Source organism: Mycobacterium scrofulaceum (genome assembly GCF_001667885.1).
Classification (GTDB): Bacteria; Actinomycetota; Actinomycetes; order Mycobacteriales; family Mycobacteriaceae; genus Mycobacterium; species Mycobacterium scrofulaceum_C.
The window spans coordinates 1-16,400 of the sequence record NZ_LZJW01000144.1 but is presented as its reverse complement, the minus strand read 5'-3'; the positions used below and the strand labels follow the sequence as shown (position 1 = coordinate 16,400).

The following is a 16,400-nucleotide window of genomic DNA, read 5'->3' as shown; positions in this document are numbered from 1 at the left end:
GCTACCGGAAACCCACCATCTGGCTGCCCCACGCGGCGCGGATGTTCGCATCGACATCCTGCGCGACCGTGTCGGTCGAGTCGATGATCAGGCAGGCGCGGTCGTCCTCGCGATACGGCCTCCAGTCCGGCTCGCCGGCCGGGCCCGCGGGCGTGGACCGCGCGGCGAAGTTGGTCCACCGGGTGCGCATACGCTTGGAAACCGCCTTGGCGGTCTTGCTGCCGCCCAGTTTGAGGGTGGGGTCCTTGGGCGCGCCCAGGTTGCCCCAGACGTAAGGCAATTCGGTGGCGTGGGCGGCGTTGACCAACAGCAGCTTCAGTAGCGGGGTCGCATAGTCGAACCGGTACAGGTACACCGGTGCCACGTGGGCGTGCCCCTCGGCCAGCCAGACCGAGGGCATCCGGAACCCGACATCGGTTGCGATGCTCAAGCTCCTTGCCCTGCGCCGCACCCGCGAATATGCGGACCCGATCTGCTCGTCGGTCGGCAATTGCAGGTCCGGTTGTTCGGCCGCGATCTGGTCGAACATCGACGTGATCGCGCGAGGCGTGATCGGCATCAGCCGCGACCGCATCAACCGGAACAGCGCCGCCTCGTGCTTGTTGGTCCCGATGATCAACGGGACCGGCAGCGAGCGGCCCTCCTGCACCCGCTTGACCGGGTAGTCGTCCAGCAACTCGCCGTCGATGATCGGGACAAACGCGAGAAGGCCGGGATTGCGCACGGGCACTTCGTCGAAGACCTCTTGCGACGCGGCGAGCAGCACCGCGGTCGGCACGTCGGGCAACCGGTCCGCGTCGACGTCCAGCCGGTCGAGGACGGTTTCGGCGACGCGCTCGGCCCTGCGCCGGTCGTATACCGATGTGGCCGGCGAACTCTGGGCGATCGCGCGGGCGAACAGCCCGTCGGCCGCCGGGATGGCGAGCAGGGTCGTCACGATCCCCGCGCCCGCTGATTCGCCGAACACCGTCACGTTGCGGGGATCACCGCCGAATGCCGCGATGTTGTCTCGCACCCAGCTCAGCGCCGCCAGCACGTCGCGCAAACCGACATTGGAGTCGAACCGCCGCCGCGACGTGGTGAACGACGACAGGTCCATGAAGCCGAGCGCCCCCACCCGGTAGTTGAGGGTGACCACGACGACCCCGCCGTCACCGGCCAGCCGGCGCCCGTCGTACAGCGCCTGGCTGCCCGATCCCAGGACATAGGCGCCCCCGTGCAGCCACACCATCACGGGCTTTCCGTCCCCCGGCTGCGTGTCGGACGGCGCCCAGACGTTCAGCCGCAGGCAGTCTTCGCCCTGCGGCGCGCCGAGGTCGAGTGGCATGTTGGGGAAGACCGGCTGCGGGCAGGCCGGCCCGTAGCGGGTGGCGTCGGCGACCTCGGTCCACCGCTCGGGGGGTTGCGGCGCCCGGAAGCGCAGGGCGCCGACGGGCGGGGCCGCGTACCGGACGCCCTTCCACCAGCTGACGCGGCCGTCATCCGCGCCGCGGACGGGTCCGTAGGTGGTTTCGACCACCCGGTCACTGGTCGTAGCAGTCATGCGTGGGGCGCTTTCCTAACCAAGGCGCTGGGTGAGGAACTCGACAACCCGCTTGCGGGCCTCGTACGCCGGCTGGCCGTCGACTTCGCGGACCTCGTCGGTCAGCACCGAATGCGCCATCTTGCCGAAACCGCCGACATTGCCCGGGCTGGAATCGATCTCGATCACCTCGAACGCGTCCCCGAGCCGCTCCTTGAGCACCTCGAACCGTTCGCGCGGCACGGCGCTGTCCTCGCTGAACCGCAGACCCATCGCGCACAGGCCGTCGTTGGCACAGCGATCGGCCACAGTGGCCAGTTCGGATTCGCTCAGGCCGGGATCGCGGCGCCGCGCGCGCCCCAGCGGCAGCGGTACCGACGGCTGCGAAAGCACCGGGGCCAGGACGGCGTCGTCGACCGCGACGGCCAGCGCGAAACCGCCCGTGAAGCATTGTCCGATCACGCCGACACCCTTGCCCGGGGTCGACGCGTTGAGGTCACGGGCCAGCGCACGCAGGAACATCGACACCGGCCGCTGCTTGTTCGTCGCGAAGGCCGCGAATTCCTTTGCCACACAAGCCCGGCTGATCGAGGAGGCGATGTAGCCGACCGTCTTGGGTTTGCCCGGCTCGCCGAACAGCGACGGCATCGCGACGGTGAAGCCGTTGTCCACCAGGTGATTGCCCAGGGCCAGCACCCCGGGATGAATCCCCGGGATCTCGGGAATCAGCACGACGCCGGGGCCGCTGCCCTTGCGGTAGACGTCATGGGTGTAGCCGCCACCGGTGAACGGCGCCACCGACCATCCGGACAGATCCGCTTGGGGTGCAGTCACGCTCGCCCTTTCCTCAGCGCGCCGGTAACGGCGGTTGCGATTGCGTCGCCGAAGCCAGCGTACGGAACTGATCGCTGTCACCGGCACCGGTTATCGCAATTTGGGTGGCTCCGGACGGGCCGGTGAGCCGGGTGGTCCACACCGGCTCGGCGTCCGCCCCGCTCTGGCCGCCGCCGTTGTAGACCACCCAGGTGGTGCTGGCGACGTCGACCGTTCCGGCGGGATAGGCCGACGGGTGGATCGAGCTCACCAGTTTGTCCTCGTCGGCGTTGCTCTGGGTCAGGCTCAGATACATCCCGGTCGGGCTGATGTAGCCGACGATCGAGGTGGCCGCGTTCACCCGCTGACCCGTCGAGGGGTCGGCGCGGCCGCCTTGGATCCCGCCCCGGCCGCCGGAGTTGGCCTGCCAGCCGGCGGGCAGCTTGGGCAGCCGGATCGGAAAGCCCAGGGTCTGCGCGTCGGCCCGCAGCGCCCCCGCCGCGTCGTAGGACGGGACCGCGCCCTGGTGGCTGCCGGGCTGGAACGAGCACATGCCCACCAGGCCGGCCAGCAGGATGCAGCCGAGCACCAACGGCATCAGCGACCAGAACATGTCGCGGCCGTCCTGCAGCAACCGCGGTTTGGCCGGCCTGGCAGCCGGTCCGGCCGCCGCGGCCGGCTCGCCGGCCACCGGGGCCTCCGAGCTGGCATTCAGCGGCGGCTCTTCGGTCATCCCCCGAGTATCCCAGTTCCGGCAGACCGATCCGCTTCTGGGACAATCACCAACCATGACAGTTGAGGGCGACCGCCCGGCCGGGCGGCCACGTGGTGAAGCCCCAGACCGCAACCTGGCATTGGAACTGGTGCGCGTCACCGAGGCCGGAGCCATGGCTGCGGGCCGCTGGGTGGGCCGCGGCGACAAAGAGGGCGGCGACGGCGCGGCCGTCGACGCCATGCGTGAGCTGGTCAACACGGTGTCGATGCGCGGCGTGGTGGTCATCGGCGAGGGCGAGAAGGACCACGCGCCGATGCTCTACAACGGCGAGGAGGTCGGCAACGGCGACGGGCCCGACTGCGACTTCGCCGTCGACCCGATCGACGGCACCACCCTGATGAGCAAGGGCATGCCCAACGCCATCTCGGTGCTCGCGGTGGCCGACCGCGGCGCGATGTTCGACCCGTCGGCCGTGTTCTACATGAACAAGATCGCCGTCGGGCCCGAGGCCGCCAACGTGCTCGACATCACCGCGCCGATCGCCGAGAACATAAAGGCCGTCGCGAAAGTGAAGGCGTTGTCCGTTCGGGACATGACCGTGTGCATCCTGGACCGGCCGCGGCACGCGCAGCTGATCGAGGACGTCCGGCTGACCGGCGCCCGCATCCGGCTGATCACCGACGGCGATGTCGCGGGCGCGATCTCGGCCTGCCGGCCCAACTCGGGCACCGACATGCTGGCCGGGATCGGCGGCACCCCCGAAGGCATCATCGCCGCCGCCGCGATTCGGTGCATGGGCGGCGCCATCCAGGCGCAGCTGGCGCCGAAGGACGACGAGGAACGCCAGAAGGCGATCACCGCCGGCCACGACGTCGACCGGGTCCTGACCACCGAGGACTTGGTGTCCGGCGAGAACGTCTTCTTCTGCGCCACCGGGGTCACCAACGGCGACCTGCTCAAGGGGGTGCAGTACTACCCCGGCGGCTGCACCACGCAGTCGATCGTGATGCGGTCGAAGTCGGGCACCGTGCGCATGATCGAGGCCTATCACCGGCTCTCGAAGCTCAACGAGTACTCCGCCATCGACTTCACCGGCGACAGCACTGCCGCCTATCCCCTGCCCTGACCGAAACCAGCGAGGACTGTTACCTATGGCCGATAGCGCCACCGACACCGAATACCGCATCGAACACGACACCATGGGCGAGGTCCGGGTGCCCGCAAAGGCGTTGTGGCGGGCGCAAACCCAGCGCGCGGTGGAGAACTTTCCCATTTCGGGCCGGGGCCTGGAGCGCACCCAGATCCGCGCGCTTGGCCTGCTGAAGGGCGCCTGCGCGCAGGTCAACAAGGACCTCGGGCTGCTGGCGCCGGAGAAGGCGGACGCGATCATCGCCGCCGCGGCCGAGATCGCCGACGGACAACACGACGACCAGTTCCCCATCGACGTCTTCCAGACCGGTTCGGGCACCAGCTCCAACATGAACACCAACGAGGTCATCGCGAGCATCGCGGCCAAGAACGGTGTCACGGTGCACCCCAACGACGACGTGAACATGTCGCAGTCGTCTAACGACACCTTCCCCACCGCCACCCACATCGCGGCGACCGAGGCCGCGGTGCGCCACCTGATCCCCGCGCTCGAGGTGCTGCACGAAGCGCTGGAGAGCAAGGCCCGCGAGTGGCACACGGTGGTCAAGTCGGGCCGCACGCACCTGATGGATGCGGTCCCGGTGACGCTCGGCCAGGAATTCAGCGGCTACGCCCGCCAGATCGAGGCCGGCATCGAGCGGGTGCGCGCCACCCTGCCGCGGCTGGGCGAGCTGGCGATCGGCGGCACCGCGGTGGGCACCGGACTCAACGCTCCCGACGGCTTCGGCGAAAAGGTGGTCGAGACGTTGATCGCCTCCACCGGGCTCAACGAGTTGCGCACGGCCACCAACTCTTTCGAGGCGCAGGCGGCGCGCGACGGGCTGGTCGAGGCTTCCGGCGCGCTGCGCACCATCGCGGTGTCCCTGACCAAGATCGCCAACGACATCCGCTGGATGGGTTCCGGCCCGCTGACCGGCCTGGCCGAGATCCAGCTGCCCGACCTGCAGCCGGGTAGCTCGATCATGCCGGGCAAGGTGAACCCCGTTCTGCCGGAAGCGGTTACGCAGGTGGCCGCGCAGGTGATCGGCAACGACGCCGCGGTCGCCGTCGGCGGCTTGTCGGGCGCCTTCGAGCTCAACGTCTACATCCCGATGATGGCCCGCAACATCTTGGAGTCGTTCAAGCTGCTGACCAACGTGTCGAGGCTGTTCGCGGAGCGCTGCATCGTCGGGCTCAGGGCCAACGTCGACCACCTGAGGGAGCTGGCGGAGTCGTCGCCGTCGATCGTGACGCCGTTGAACTCGGCGATCGGCTACGAGGAGGCCGCCGCGGTGGCCAAGCAGGCCCTCAAGGAACGCAAGACGATTCGCCAGACCGTGATCGACCGCGGCCTGATCGGCGACAAGCTGTCGGAAGAAGAACTGGACCGCCGCCTCGATGTCTTGGCGATGGCCAAAGTGAAGCCGGCGAAGTAGGCGGGTGTTGCAGCGATGACGGCTCCCCCCGGCGGCCCCTACGGTCAGGGACCTTACGGCAACCCCTATGGGCAACAACCCTATTGGGGCGGCCAGCCGCAGAGCGGCCAACCGCAGGGCGGCCCGCAACCGTACCCGCCGACCGGCCCCTACCAGTACCCGCCTCCGGGCTATCCGCAACCGGGACAGCCGTACCCGCCGGGGCCCTATCCGCCGGCGCCGCCGCCGCGCGGACCCGGCTCGAAGCTGCCCTGGCTGATCATCGGTGGCCTCGTCATCCTGGCCGTCATCGCACTCGTGGCGACCCTGATCGTGATGCGGGGCGGCAGCCACGGTAAGTCACCGACCGCCGCGCCCTCGACGTCCAGCAGCACCACCAGCCAACCGAGGGGTCAGCAGACCGCCACGGATTGCACCCCGAACGTGTCCGGGGGTGAAATGCCGCGGACCGACTCGATCGCCGCCGGCAAGCTCTCGTTCCCGGCCAGCTCGGTGCCGCCGAACTGGACGGTGTTCTCCGACGACCAGAACCCGAACCTGATCGGCGCCGTCGGCGTCGCCCAGGAAGTGCCCGGAGCCAGCCAGTGGATGATGACGGCCGAGGTCGGCGTCACCAACTTCGTCTCCAGCATGGACGTCGCCGCCCAGGCGTCGAAGTTGTTGCAGTGCGTCGCCAATGGGCCCGGCTACGCGAACGCGCAGCCCACGCTCGGCCCGGTGAAGTCGTCGCCGATGACCGTCGACGGCACCAAAGCCGCCCGCGCCGACGCCGACGTCACGATCGGCGACCCCAGCCGCAACGTCAAGGGCGACTCCGTCACGGTGATCACCGTCGACACCAAACCGGTCACCGCGTTCATCGGCAGCACCCCGATCGGTGACTCCGCGTCCGCGGCCATCATCGGCAAGATCATCGCCGCGCTCAAGGTCAACAAGTCCTGACGCGGCTTCCCGGGCCCTAGCTCGACGCGGGCGCCGAGACCTGGGTGGCTTCCGAGCGACCCCGCAGGACGGTGGAATAGCACTCCGCCCAATGCGTCTGCTCGGCCTCCTCGGCCCGCTCGATCGCCCCCGCCGCGCACAGGATCCGCCGGTCGGCGGTCTTGGCGAGATCGGCCAACCGCGCGGCCTCGTTGACCGCGTCGCCGATCACGGTGTACTCGTACCGGTTCTCGGCGCCGATATTGCCGGCGAAGACACGACCCGCCGAGACGCCGATGCCGAAATCGACCGGCAGGCGGCGCAATTGGGTGCCCAGGGCGCGGGCGGTCGCCAAAGCCGCCGATGCCGGCTCGCTGATGGGCAACGGCACCCCGAAGACGGCCAGCGCGGCGTCCCCGGCGAATTTGTTGATCAGCCCGTGGTGTTCGTCGACGGCGTCGACGACGATGCGGAAGAAATCGTTGAGGACTTCGGCGACCTCTTGGGGCGGACGGCTTTCCGCCAGCTGCGTCGAGCCCACCAGGTCGATGTAGAGGACCGCCGCCTCGACCACGTCTCCGGACAGCGAGGCGCCCTCGTTGATGGCGCGCTGGGCGACGTCCGCCCCGACGTGGCGCCCGAACAGGTCGCGCAGCCGGTCGCGCTCGGCCAACCCGGCCACCATGCGATTGAAACCCGTTTGCAGCCGCCCGATCTGGGAGCGTTCGTACGTCCCGACGTAGGTCCCGATGCGGCCGTGCTCGACCTCGGCCATCGCGTCGACGATCTCGCCGAGCGGATCCGAGATGGATCGCGACGTCAAGATCATGGTCGGCAGCCCAAGCACCAGCGCCGCCAGCGACACCACCAGGATCGGGACATCCAGCGACGTCGACTTCTCGATCAGCCAGCCGTACGAGCGCAGGACTACCAGCGTCGCGATCACCCCAATGGGGAAGGCGCTGCACATAAACCACAGCAGGACCAGCCGGGCGTACACGCCCGGCACGGCCAATCGCGGCTCGCAGCCCAGCGTGGCGGCGCGCATGATCGGCCGCAGGACGCGCTGCGCCAACAGCATCGCCGTGCCGGCGGCGGCCGGCCCGCCGAGCAGGACGCCCAGCCCGATCGGCAACAGCAGCTGCGGCCCACCGCCCAGGTTCAGCAACATGAAGATGCCGCCGCTGACCGCCCAGGCCCCGAACAGGATCGCCGACTGCCGCCCCGGGAGCTTCATCGCGGCGTCCCGCTGCGCCTGGTTGGGTTCGGCACCGGCGACATACCAGCGCAACGTCGGGGTGGCGCTCAGCATCCCGGCCACCGCGACGCCGATGATGCCCAACAGCACGAGCACCACGACCGCCGCCGTGTTGGTCTGCGCGAAGTCGGAATTGGCGTCGACGGAGGTGTGGCCACGCAGCGGGATCAAGATGGCGGCCGCCTCGATGACGGCCAGGACGTAGGACAGGGCGAGGTAACTTCCGTACTCAATTGCCAACCGGCGGGTGGACTTTCGCGGCTCTGCGGCCGCTCGCGGGCGCCGGATGTTCCGCAGCCAGGTGGCCGCGCGGGCCCCCGAGCCTGCCCTAGGCACCGTTGTTCGGCCCGCCCGAGTTCTGGCCCGGGATGTCGGTGATCGGGAAGTTGGGCATCGGTTTGGGCGACGGCGTGTTGGGCAGGGTGGGGATGTCGCTGGCCGGGATGTCGTGCAGTTCGTTGACGGGCGGCCCGTTCTCGCGACTGCCGTAGCTGCTACCGGGCGCCCGCGGGCCCAGCAGTTCGCTGACCGTCACCATCCGGTAGCCGTTGGCCTTGAGCACCGGGAGGAACTGGTAGACCAAATCGACCGTGCTCGAGTAGGTGTTGTGGAACAACACCACCGAGCCCGGCTTCATGTGCGTCATCAGCATGTAGCGCGTCGCCGCCGTGTTCGAGTCGTTGGCCCAATCGAAAGGGATGACGTCCCACAGGATTTCGGCGAGTCCGAACTTCGCCGCGGTCTGCCGGACGGCATCGGTGGAAAGCCCGCCCGCGGGGCGGTACAACGTGGGCGTCCGCCCGGTCGCGGCGGTGATCGCGTCGTTGGCCTTGGCGAATTGGGGGGCGATGTCTTCCGGCGGGATGGTCGCCATGTTGGGGTGCTCCCAGGTGTGGCTGCCGATCTCCATGCCCGCATCGGCGATCCGCTTGGCGCCCGCCGGGTTGGCGGCGACCTTGTTGCCGATCAGGAAGAAGGTCGCCTTCGCGTCGTTGTCCTTCAGGATTTGCAGCAGCCGCTCGTCGAAGGGCCCGGGTCCGTCGTCGAACGTCAGCGCGACGCACTTGACCACCGAGCAGCTGAGGTTGTCGGCGCGGGTCACATGGCCGGTCAGCCCGCCGATGACCAGCACCCCCACGGCCACGACGACGCCGACCACCATGCGCCCATAGCGCCAGGCCTGGTTGTCGGGTCGTTTCGGCACCGTCGAAGTTTACCTGCGCTCGCGGCGGGCCCCGCGCTTTGCCGCGGTCATCCAGGTCGCCACCCGTAACCTCAGGGCGGCAATTGGGCCCGAAAGCCGCCGTGGCGTTACGGGCGCGTCAGGATGCCGGGGCGGCGCTCACTGCGGGCCGGCGATCTCCTCGAGCATTTCGGTGACCAGCGCGGCGATCGGCGACCGCTCGCTGCGCAGCAGTGTGATGTGGGCGAACAGCGGATGCCCCTTCAGCTTCTCGATCACCGCCGCGACCCCGTCGTGCCGGCCCACCCGCAGGTTGTCGCGCTGGGCGATGTCGTGCGTCAGCACCACCCGCGACCCGGCCCCCAGCCGGGACAGCACCGTCAGCAGGACGTTGCGCTCCAGGGATTGGGCCTCGTCCACGATCACGAACGAGTCGTGCAGCGAGCGGCCCCGGATGTGGGTCAGCGGCAGCACCTCGAGCATGCCCCGGGAGAGCACTTCCTCGAGCACGGCGGGGCTGGCCAACCCTTCGAGCGTGTCGAAGACCGCCTGGGCCCAGGGCCCCATCTTCTCGCTCTCGCTGCCGGGCAGGTAGCCCAGCTCCTGGCCGCCGACGGCGTAGAGCGGGCGGAAGACCACCACCTTGCGCTGGGTCCGCCGTTCCAGCACCGCCTCCAGACCGGCGCACAGCGCCAGCGCCGACTTGCCGGTGCCCGCCTTGCCGCCGAGAGACACGATGCCCACGGATTCGTCGAGCAGCAGGTCGAGTGCCACGCGCTGCTCGGCGGACCGGCCGCGCAGGCCGAACGCCTCGCGGTCGCCGCGCACCAGCTGGACGCGCTTGTCCGCGTTGACCCGGCCCAGCGCGTGCGAGCTCCCACCAAGCAGTCGAATGCCGGTGTGGCAGGGCAGGTCCCGGGCCTCGGCCAGGTCGATCTCACCCTCGGCGAACAGCGCGTCGATGTCCTCGGTGGCGGTCTCGATCTCGCGCATCCCCGACCACCCGGAGGCCACCACATCCTGCGCGTGATACTCGTCGGCGGCCAGGCCGACCGCGGCGGCCTTGACGCGGAGGGGAATGTCCTTGCTCACCAACGTGACTCGCTTGCCCTCGGCGGCGAGGTTGGCTGCACAACTCAGGATCCGGCAGTCGTTGTTGTCGCTGCGGAAACCGGCGGGCAGCACCGCGGGGTCGGTGTGGTTGAGCTCTACGTGAAGCGTACCGCCTTGTGTCCCAACGGGAATGGGCTGATCGAGCCGTCCGTGCACGAGCCGCAGATCGTCGAACAGCCGCAACGCCTGACGGGCGAACCAGCCCAGCTCGTGGTGATGCCGTTTGGCCTCCAGTTCGCTGATCACCACCAGCGGAACCACCACCTCGTGCTCGGCGAACCGGCTACATGCCCAGGGGTCGGACAGCAGCACGGAGGTGTCGATCACGTAGGTCCGGATTTCGGTCACGTAGCGCTCCTCGAGCGGGGTAGGCCCGCGCGGACCCGCACAGGCATGTCGGCGGGAACTGCGACACCAGGACCGGGGCCGGTCCTTCCGTTGGGATGACGGGAGGTGCCGCCCTGGCAGCTGAGCATGACGCTGACCATCGAGAACGACGCTACTCTCGTCGCCGCTTTGCAGCAGCGCAGGCGCGCCGACGTCTACGCGCTCACGCGCGACAATCGGCTAGCCGACGACGAACTGCTTGAGGGCGGGCTCGTCGGCCACGCCCCACGCGGTGATGCGGTCCGAGATCGCCTGCCGCAGCTGCTGTTGGTCGAAGATGCCCGCGTCGGCGACGTTGCGCAGCTTGTCCTTGTAGGAGTCGATGTCCGCGCCGGGCACCTGCAGCTCGGCGGCGCGGGCCGCGATGGCGGCGATCGTCTCGTCGCGGGTGTATTGGAGGCAGTGCTCGACGAGGTTGGAGAAAAACAGTTCGTGCCGCCGCTCGTCGCGCGCGATGCGGTCGATGAGCCCGGCCAAGATGGGCTCTTCGAGCTTCGCGGCCAGGTTCTCGCAGAAGACGGCGTAGGTGCGCTCGGAGAAGGCCATGTACACCAGGGTTTCCACCTGCGTGTAGGTGTCGGCGCGGTAGCCCTTCATGACGTACTCGACCCGGGCCTCCTCGTTGGCGGTCGGGTCGACCTCACGGGTGACCACCAGGTATTCGCGCAGCGCGATGGCGTGCAGATGCTCCTCCGCGGTCCACCGGCCCAGCCAGCGTCCCCACCAATCTTCGAGGATGAAGTGCTCGACGAGCTCGCGGTGGTACCCGGCCAGGTTGTCCTTGAGCAGCAGCAGGATCTCGCAAGCGTCGGTGTACTCGCGTGGCAGCGTCGCGTCGGACGGCTCCCAGTCCCGTCCACCGAGGAAGGCGAAGTTCTCGCCCCGGTCGAACGGCACGTAGTCGTGGGCGAACCAGAGTTCCTCGGTGTTGAGGTGGCGGTCCATGTTGGCCTCGCACACCGGCTCGAGTTCCAGGGTCAGCGCGTTAGCTACAGGTTTCTGTGCCATGCGGTTACTGTAACTCCCATACACAGGTTCGTGAAATCGCCCGGGCCGTGTCGTGACAACTGGTGACTTTGGTCCCTGAACTCGCGCGGGTCAGCGGTCGACCAGCGTCCAGTCCTCGAGGCCGTCGTACAGCGGGAAGTCCCGTGCGAGCCGGGTAACCCGCTGCCGCAGGGCGGACAAGTCCGCCGCGGTCCCGGCCGCCAGGGCGGTCGCAATGACGTCGGCGACCTCGGTGAACTCCGCATCCCCGAAGCCGCGGGTCGCCAGCGCGGGCGTTCCCACCCGCAGGCCCGACGTCACCATCGGCGGGCGGGGGTCGTTGGGCACCGCGTTGCGGTTGACCGTGATGCCGATCTCGTGCAGCAGGTCCTCGGCGGCCTTGCCGTCGAGCGGGGAGTTGCGCAGGTCGACCAGAACCAGGTGGACGTCGGTGCCGCCGCTGACCACCGACACGCCGGCCTTGGTCACGTCGGGGGCGGTCAGCCGATCGGCGATGATGCGGGCACCGGACAGGGTGCGCTGCTGGCGGTCGGCGAACTCAGGGGTGCCGGCGATCTTGAGCGCGACGGCCTTGCCCGCGATGACGTGCATCAGCGGCCCGCCCTGCTGGCCGGGGAACACCGCGGAGTTGATGGACTTGGCGAACTCCTGCTTGCCCAGGATCAGGCCGGAACGCGGGCCGCCCAGCGTCTTGTGCACCGTCGTGGACACCACGTCGGCGTGCGGCACCGGCGACGGGTGCAGTCCGACGGCGACGAGGCCGGCGAAGTGCGCCATGTCCACCCACAGCTTGGCGTCGACCTCGTCGGCGATCGAGCGGAACGCCGCGAAGTCCAGGATCCGCGGGTACGCCGACCATCCGGCGATGATGACCTTGGGGCGAAACTCGAGCGCCTTGGCCCGCACCGCGTCCATGTCGACCAGGTGCGTCGTGGGATCCACACCGTAGAAACCGGTTTCGTAGAGCTTGCCGGAGAAGTTCAGCTTCATCCCGTGCGTCAGGTGGCCGCCGTTGGCCAGGTCGAGACCCAGCAGGCGGTCGCCCGGCGTCATCAGCGCGTGCAGGACGGCGGCGTTGGCCTGCGCGCCCGAATGCGGCTGCACGTTAGCGAAGTCGGCGCCGAACAGCGCCTTGGCCCGGTCGCGGGCGATGTTCTCGACGACGTCGACGTACTCGCAGCCGCCGTAGTACCGCCGGCCGGGCAGACCCTCGGCGTATTTGTTCGTGAGCACGCTGCCCTGGGCCTGCAGCACCGAGCGCGGCACGAAGTTCTCGGAGGCGATCATCTCCAGCGTGTCGCGCTGGCGGCCCAGCTCCTTGCCGAGCAGCTCGGCGATATCGGGGTCCACCTCGGCGAGCGGGGAGGACATCACTGAGGTGGAGGGCCGGGCGTCGGGTGCAGCAGTCACGGCGCCAGTCTATCCAGCGACGGTTTCGCCAGCCCAGCCGTCGGGCGCGCGTCCGCCCCTGCAACACTTGCTCTATGCCGCGGCTTAGCGAGCCGAGCCCCTACGTGGAGTTCGACCGAAAGCAATGGCGCGCGCTTCGCATGTCGACGCCGCTGGCCCTGACCGAAGAGGAATTGGTTGGCCTGCGCGGTCTCGGCGAGCAGCTGGACCTCCTGGAAGTGGAAGAGGTCTACCTGCCGCTGGCCCGGCTCATCCACCTTCAGGTCGCCGCCCGCCAGCGGTTGTTTGCCGCCACCGCGGAGTTCCTCGGCGAGCCGCAGCAAAATCCGGACCGGCCGGTGCCGTTCGTGATCGGCGTGGCCGGCAGCGTCGCGGTCGGCAAATCCACCACCGCCCGCGTGCTGCAGGCCCTGCTGGCCCGCTGGGATCACCACCCGAGGGTGGACCTGGTGACCACCGACGGCTTCCTGTACCCCAACGCCGAACTCGACCGACGAAATCTCATGCACCGCAAGGGTTTTCCGGAAAGCTACAACCGCCGGGCGCTGATGCGGTTCGTGACGTCGGTCAAATCCGGCTCGGACTACGCGTGCGCGCCCGTCTACTCGCACCTGAAATACGACATCATCCCGGGGGCCAAGCACGTGGTCCGCCATCCCGACATCCTGATCCTGGAAGGGCTCAACGTGCTGCAGACCGGGCCGACGCTGATGGTGTCGGACCTGTTCGACTTCTCGCTGTACGTGGACGCCCGGATCGAGGACATCGAGCAGTGGTACGTGTCGCGATTCTTGTCGCTGCGCGGCACCGCCTTCGCCGACCCGGAATCGCACTTCCACCACTACTCGGCCCTGAACGACACCAAGGCCATCGCCGCGGCGCGCGAAATCTGGCGGTCCATCAACCGGCCGAACCTGGTCGAGAACATCCTGCCCACGCGGCCCCGGGCCACCCTGGTGCTGCGCAAGGACGCCGACCATTCCATCAACCGGCTCCGGCTGCGGAAACTTTAGGCGGCGACCGCCGCGCTCACGCCTCGAGCCGACGCAGCCCCAGGTACTGCAGCCCGGCGAACGCGGCGGTGTACACGCCACCGGCCAGCGCGGCGGCAATGCCCGGCCCGGACAGCGGCAGGGCCTCGGCCGCCACGATCGCGCCCAGCGTGAACACGACGTTGGCCACGATGACGCCCTTGCCGACGCGGTGCAGGTTGGGCGCCGCCGCGAGCATGAACACGGCCAAGCCGCCGAACACGAAGAAGGCGCCGAGGCTGAACTCCTGCAACGACGTCAGGCCCGTCAGCGAGGAAAGCGGGTCGGCGAGAAAGGCGATGGCCAAACCGCACAGTCCCGTCAGGGTGGCGTCGGCGCGCATGGCGAAACGCAGCAGCGAGTCGGTCGCGTCGTAGAGGGGGCGGGTAGCCAGACCTGGTGCGCCAGATGCATACATCATGTGATTACTCCTCGCGATGGCGATTGGGGTCGAACATCAGCGTGCCGCCGGCCCACTGCCATATCGACTCGTGGCACTGCCAACTACTGCCACGCATACACAGACCAGCGAGTTCACCCCGGTATTCCCAGATGCGGGTCCAAATCGCGATTGTTATTTGACAGAAGCCAGTCTGGCGCTCAGCAGCCCCAGCAGTCACAGAATCCTTTGCACACGACGATGTGCCCGCCTCAGAGCGACAATCACGCCGCCGGCTGTCGCTCGGCCGCACTGTCGCTGAGAGGCGGGCACAACGGCGGCGTCCCGCGCCGGTGACGGGCGTGACCGGCGTGACCGGCGTGACCGGCGTGACGCACGGTCGCTAGTCGCTGGTGACCGGGACCCGGGCCCGCAGGTCGGCGGCGATCAGCCGGGCGGCGGCGTTCTGCCAGTTGTGCAGCGAGCGCTGCGGGACCTCGGTCACCAACCACTGCCACGCCTGGCGGGCGACCGGATCCAATCCCGCGGCGGTGGCGTTCTGCGCGTAGGCGCGCACCCCGACGACGTACGGGAAGTACAGCGAGTTGTAGTGGCGCCACTGCTCGGTGGTCCCGAAATCGCCGGCATCGCGCGGTTTGAGCCGCCCGATCGCCTCGGCGAGGACCGCCTTGAGCTCATTGGCCCGCTCCAGCGGATGGTCGGGCGCGCCTCGGGCGGCGAGCCGCTCGTCGATGACGGGCAGCCCCGTCAACGGGCTGGCGACCAGCTTGCTCAGGTCGGCGTAGTGCGTCAGGGCTCGGCGGGTGAGCCTGGCGAAGGTGACGTCGTCGACGTGGTCGAGCGGATGCACCGACCGCAACGGCAGCGCCGCGCCGGTGTTCCGCAGCGCCGCCCGATCCTCGCGCAGCGCAGGCGATTTCGAGAACGCCAGCCGGTCGAGGATTCCGGCCAGCGGATCCGCGAGCACCTGCACGGCGATCGCGACCGCCAGGCTGGTGAACAGCAGGACGGTGAGCGCGGTCTGCGCGGCGCGGTCGTCACGGGTCAGCGCGATGCCGATCAGCGCCTGGGCACCGAACAGCACCGCCACCGCCGCCGAGCCGGCGAACGAGCGGAGCATGTCGGCCCGCAGCGCCTGGCCCTCGTCGAACGCGTCCCACAACGCGACGGCGATCCCCAGGGAAAGGACGTCGAGACTGGTCGACGCAAGCGCCACCCAACTCGGCACCAGGCTCAGCGGAATGATCAGGATGGCATTGCCCAGCGCGAAGAACAGGGTCGCGACGACGGCGAGCCCGACGGCCGACCGCGGCCGGCGGGGCTGCCGCAACGCCGCGGCCATCGCGCCGAAGGTGGATACGGAGATCGCGGCGAACATCACCCAGTGGCCCGTCCGCAGCGGCCCCTCGACGCTGCCGGCCAGCGTCGCCCCGAACAGCGTCACCGCCGCGACCCCGGCCACCAGCAGCACCTCCCGGGTGCGCGCCCTGGCACCGTCGCTGGGCCGGGACATCTCGACGAGCACCGCGAACCACGCCACACCGGGGATCGCCACCAGGTAGATCTCGGCGCGCGCGAGCAGGTGCGCGTACGCCGGGCTGACGGTCCGCACGGCGTCCAGCCCCACCACGAACGCGAAGCCGCACAGCCCGATCGCCGCCAACACCAGAACCGGCTTACGCGGATCGCGAGCCAGCAGGTACAACCCGAGCCAGCCGCTCAGCGTGAACACCACCGCCGACAGCGCAGCCATGAACCTAGTTTGTCACGGAGTCGAACGGCCGCTAAGCCCCTCGGCTACTTGCCGTACCTGCGGTGCCGCTGGCTGTAGTCGCGCAGGGCGCGCAGAAAGTCGACGCGGCGGAACGCGGGCCAATGCGCCTCGGTGAACCACATCTCCGAATACGCGCTCTGCCAGAGCAGGAATCCCGAGAGGCGTTGCTCCCCGGATGTGCGGATGACCAGGTCGGGATCGGGTTGCCCGGAAGTGTAAAGGTTTTCGGAGATGCCGTCGACGGTGACCGCGTCGATGAGCTCCTCGGCGGACGCACCGTTGGCGAGTTCCTTGCTCGGCA

At 69.1% G+C, this 16,400-nt stretch carries 14 protein-coding genes and 1 pseudogene; 4 read left to right on the top strand and 11 right to left on the bottom strand.

Features of this window, described 5'->3' with window-relative positions:
- Position 1: 1 nt before the first annotated feature.
- From A5681_RS20740 to A5681_RS20730, 3 genes are read right to left on the bottom strand one after another with little or no spacing between them, the layout of a single operon-like run.
- Positions 2-1,543 carry a carboxylesterase/lipase family protein gene (locus A5681_RS20740; RefSeq protein ID WP_067279584.1) on the bottom strand — a complete coding sequence of 514 codons (1,542 nt, stop codon included), beginning with the start codon at positions 1,541-1,543 and terminating at the stop codon, positions 2-4.
- 15 nt (positions 1,544-1,558) lie between these two features.
- Positions 1,559-2,356: a dienelactone hydrolase family protein gene (locus A5681_RS20735; protein ID WP_067279582.1), complete on the bottom strand. Its 798-nt coding sequence runs from the start codon at positions 2,354-2,356 to the stop codon at positions 1,559-1,561.
- 13 nt (positions 2,357-2,369) lie between these two features.
- The gene (locus A5681_RS20730) at positions 2,370-3,068 is read right to left on the bottom strand and encodes a DUF4245 domain-containing protein (protein WP_067279581.1); all 699 of its coding nucleotides are present in this window, start codon (positions 3,066-3,068) and stop codon (positions 2,370-2,372) included.
- Positions 3,069-3,123: 55 nt separating this feature from the next.
- On the opposite strand from A5681_RS20730, the gene glpX reads away from it, so the two are divergent.
- The 3 genes from glpX to A5681_RS20715 are packed head-to-tail and all read left to right on the top strand — an operon-like array spanning position 3,124 to position 6,556.
- Entirely contained in the window at positions 3,124-4,176 is a 1,053-nt protein-coding gene (gene glpX / locus A5681_RS20725; protein ID WP_067279632.1) for a class II fructose-bisphosphatase, read from the top strand.
- Between the two features lie 25 nt (positions 4,177-4,201).
- Complete coding sequence (locus A5681_RS20720) at positions 4,202-5,614, top strand: class II fumarate hydratase (RefSeq protein ID WP_067279578.1); 1,413 nt, start codon at positions 4,202-4,204, stop codon at positions 5,612-5,614.
- 15 nt (positions 5,615-5,629) lie between these two features.
- Positions 5,630-6,556, top strand: coding sequence for a hypothetical protein (locus tag A5681_RS20715; protein WP_067279575.1), 927 nt, complete (start codon positions 5,630-5,632; stop codon positions 6,554-6,556).
- 16 nt (positions 6,557-6,572) lie between these two features.
- On the opposite strand, the gene A5681_RS20710 is transcribed toward A5681_RS20715, so the two are convergent.
- From A5681_RS20710 to glyA, 5 genes are all read right to left on the bottom strand, one after another.
- Positions 6,573-8,033 carry an adenylate/guanylate cyclase domain-containing protein gene (locus A5681_RS20710; RefSeq protein ID WP_067279571.1) on the bottom strand — a complete coding sequence of 487 codons (1,461 nt, stop codon included), beginning with the start codon at positions 8,031-8,033 and terminating at the stop codon, positions 6,573-6,575.
- Between the two features lie 88 nt (positions 8,034-8,121).
- Positions 8,122-8,997: a polysaccharide deacetylase family protein gene (locus A5681_RS20705; protein ID WP_067279568.1), complete on the bottom strand. Its 876-nt coding sequence runs from the start codon at positions 8,995-8,997 to the stop codon at positions 8,122-8,124.
- A gap of 138 nt (positions 8,998-9,135) precedes the next feature.
- A complete protein-coding gene (locus tag A5681_RS20700; protein ID WP_067279565.1) occupies positions 9,136-10,437 on the bottom strand; it encodes a PhoH family protein in 1,302 nt (433 codons plus the stop codon).
- A gap of 219 nt (positions 10,438-10,656) precedes the next feature.
- Positions 10,657-11,484 carry an acyl-ACP desaturase gene (locus A5681_RS20695; protein WP_067279560.1) on the bottom strand — a complete coding sequence of 276 codons (828 nt, stop codon included), beginning with the start codon at positions 11,482-11,484 and terminating at the stop codon, positions 10,657-10,659.
- A 90-nt stretch (positions 11,485-11,574) separates the two neighbouring features.
- Entirely contained in the window at positions 11,575-12,855 is a 1,281-nt protein-coding gene (gene glyA / locus A5681_RS20690) for a serine hydroxymethyltransferase (protein ID WP_067279557.1), read from the bottom strand.
- A 113-nt stretch (positions 12,856-12,968) separates the two neighbouring features.
- Between glyA and coaA the strand changes: the two genes are divergently transcribed.
- Positions 12,969-13,907 carry a type I pantothenate kinase gene (coaA, locus tag A5681_RS20685; protein WP_067279554.1) on the top strand — a complete coding sequence of 313 codons (939 nt, stop codon included), beginning with the start codon at positions 12,969-12,971 and terminating at the stop codon, positions 13,905-13,907.
- Between the two features lie 16 nt (positions 13,908-13,923).
- Here the strand turns inward: coaA and A5681_RS20680 are convergent, their stop codons facing one another.
- The 3 genes and pseudogenes from A5681_RS20680 to A5681_RS20670 all read right to left on the bottom strand — a co-directional run.
- Positions 13,924-14,346 carry a hypothetical protein gene (locus A5681_RS20680; protein WP_067279551.1) on the bottom strand — a complete coding sequence of 141 codons (423 nt, stop codon included), beginning with the start codon at positions 14,344-14,346 and terminating at the stop codon, positions 13,924-13,926.
- Between the two features lie 361 nt (positions 14,347-14,707).
- Positions 14,708-16,078 (bottom strand): hypothetical protein, encoded by a 1,371-nt coding sequence (locus A5681_RS20675; RefSeq protein WP_067279547.1) that lies wholly within the window; start codon positions 16,076-16,078, stop codon positions 14,708-14,710.
- Positions 16,079-16,122: 44 nt separating this feature from the next.
- Positions 16,123-16,400: pseudogene (locus A5681_RS20670) on the bottom strand ((2Z,6E)-farnesyl diphosphate synthase); the annotation flags it as partial.

Excerpts from the sequence above, each read along its gene's own strand:
- A5681_RS20720 (WP_067279578.1), top strand. The coding sequence starts at position 4,202 with ATGGCCGATAGCGCCACCGACACCGAATACCGCATCGAACACGACACC.
- glyA (WP_067279557.1), bottom strand. The coding sequence starts at position 12,855 with ATGTCCTCCCCGCTCGCCGAGGTGGACCCCGATATCGCCGAGCTGCTC.
- A5681_RS20680 (WP_067279551.1), bottom strand. The coding sequence starts at position 14,346 with ATGATGTATGCATCTGGCGCACCAGGTCTGGCTACCCGCCCCCTCTAC.
- A5681_RS20715 (WP_067279575.1), top strand. The coding sequence starts at position 5,630 with ATGACGGCTCCCCCCGGCGGCCCCTACGGTCAGGGACCTTACGGCAAC.
- glpX (WP_067279632.1), top strand. The coding sequence starts at position 3,124 with ATGACAGTTGAGGGCGACCGCCCGGCCGGGCGGCCACGTGGTGAAGCC.
- A5681_RS20695 (WP_067279560.1), bottom strand. The coding sequence starts at position 11,484 with ATGGCACAGAAACCTGTAGCTAACGCGCTGACCCTGGAACTCGAGCCG.
- A5681_RS20740 (WP_067279584.1), bottom strand. The coding sequence starts at position 1,543 with ATGACTGCTACGACCAGTGACCGGGTGGTCGAAACCACCTACGGACCC.
- coaA (WP_067279554.1), top strand. The coding sequence starts at position 12,969 with ATGCCGCGGCTTAGCGAGCCGAGCCCCTACGTGGAGTTCGACCGAAAG.
- A5681_RS20675 (WP_067279547.1), bottom strand. The coding sequence starts at position 16,078 with ATGGCTGCGCTGTCGGCGGTGGTGTTCACGCTGAGCGGCTGGCTCGGG.
- A5681_RS20730 (WP_067279581.1), bottom strand. The coding sequence starts at position 3,068 with ATGACCGAAGAGCCGCCGCTGAATGCCAGCTCGGAGGCCCCGGTGGCC.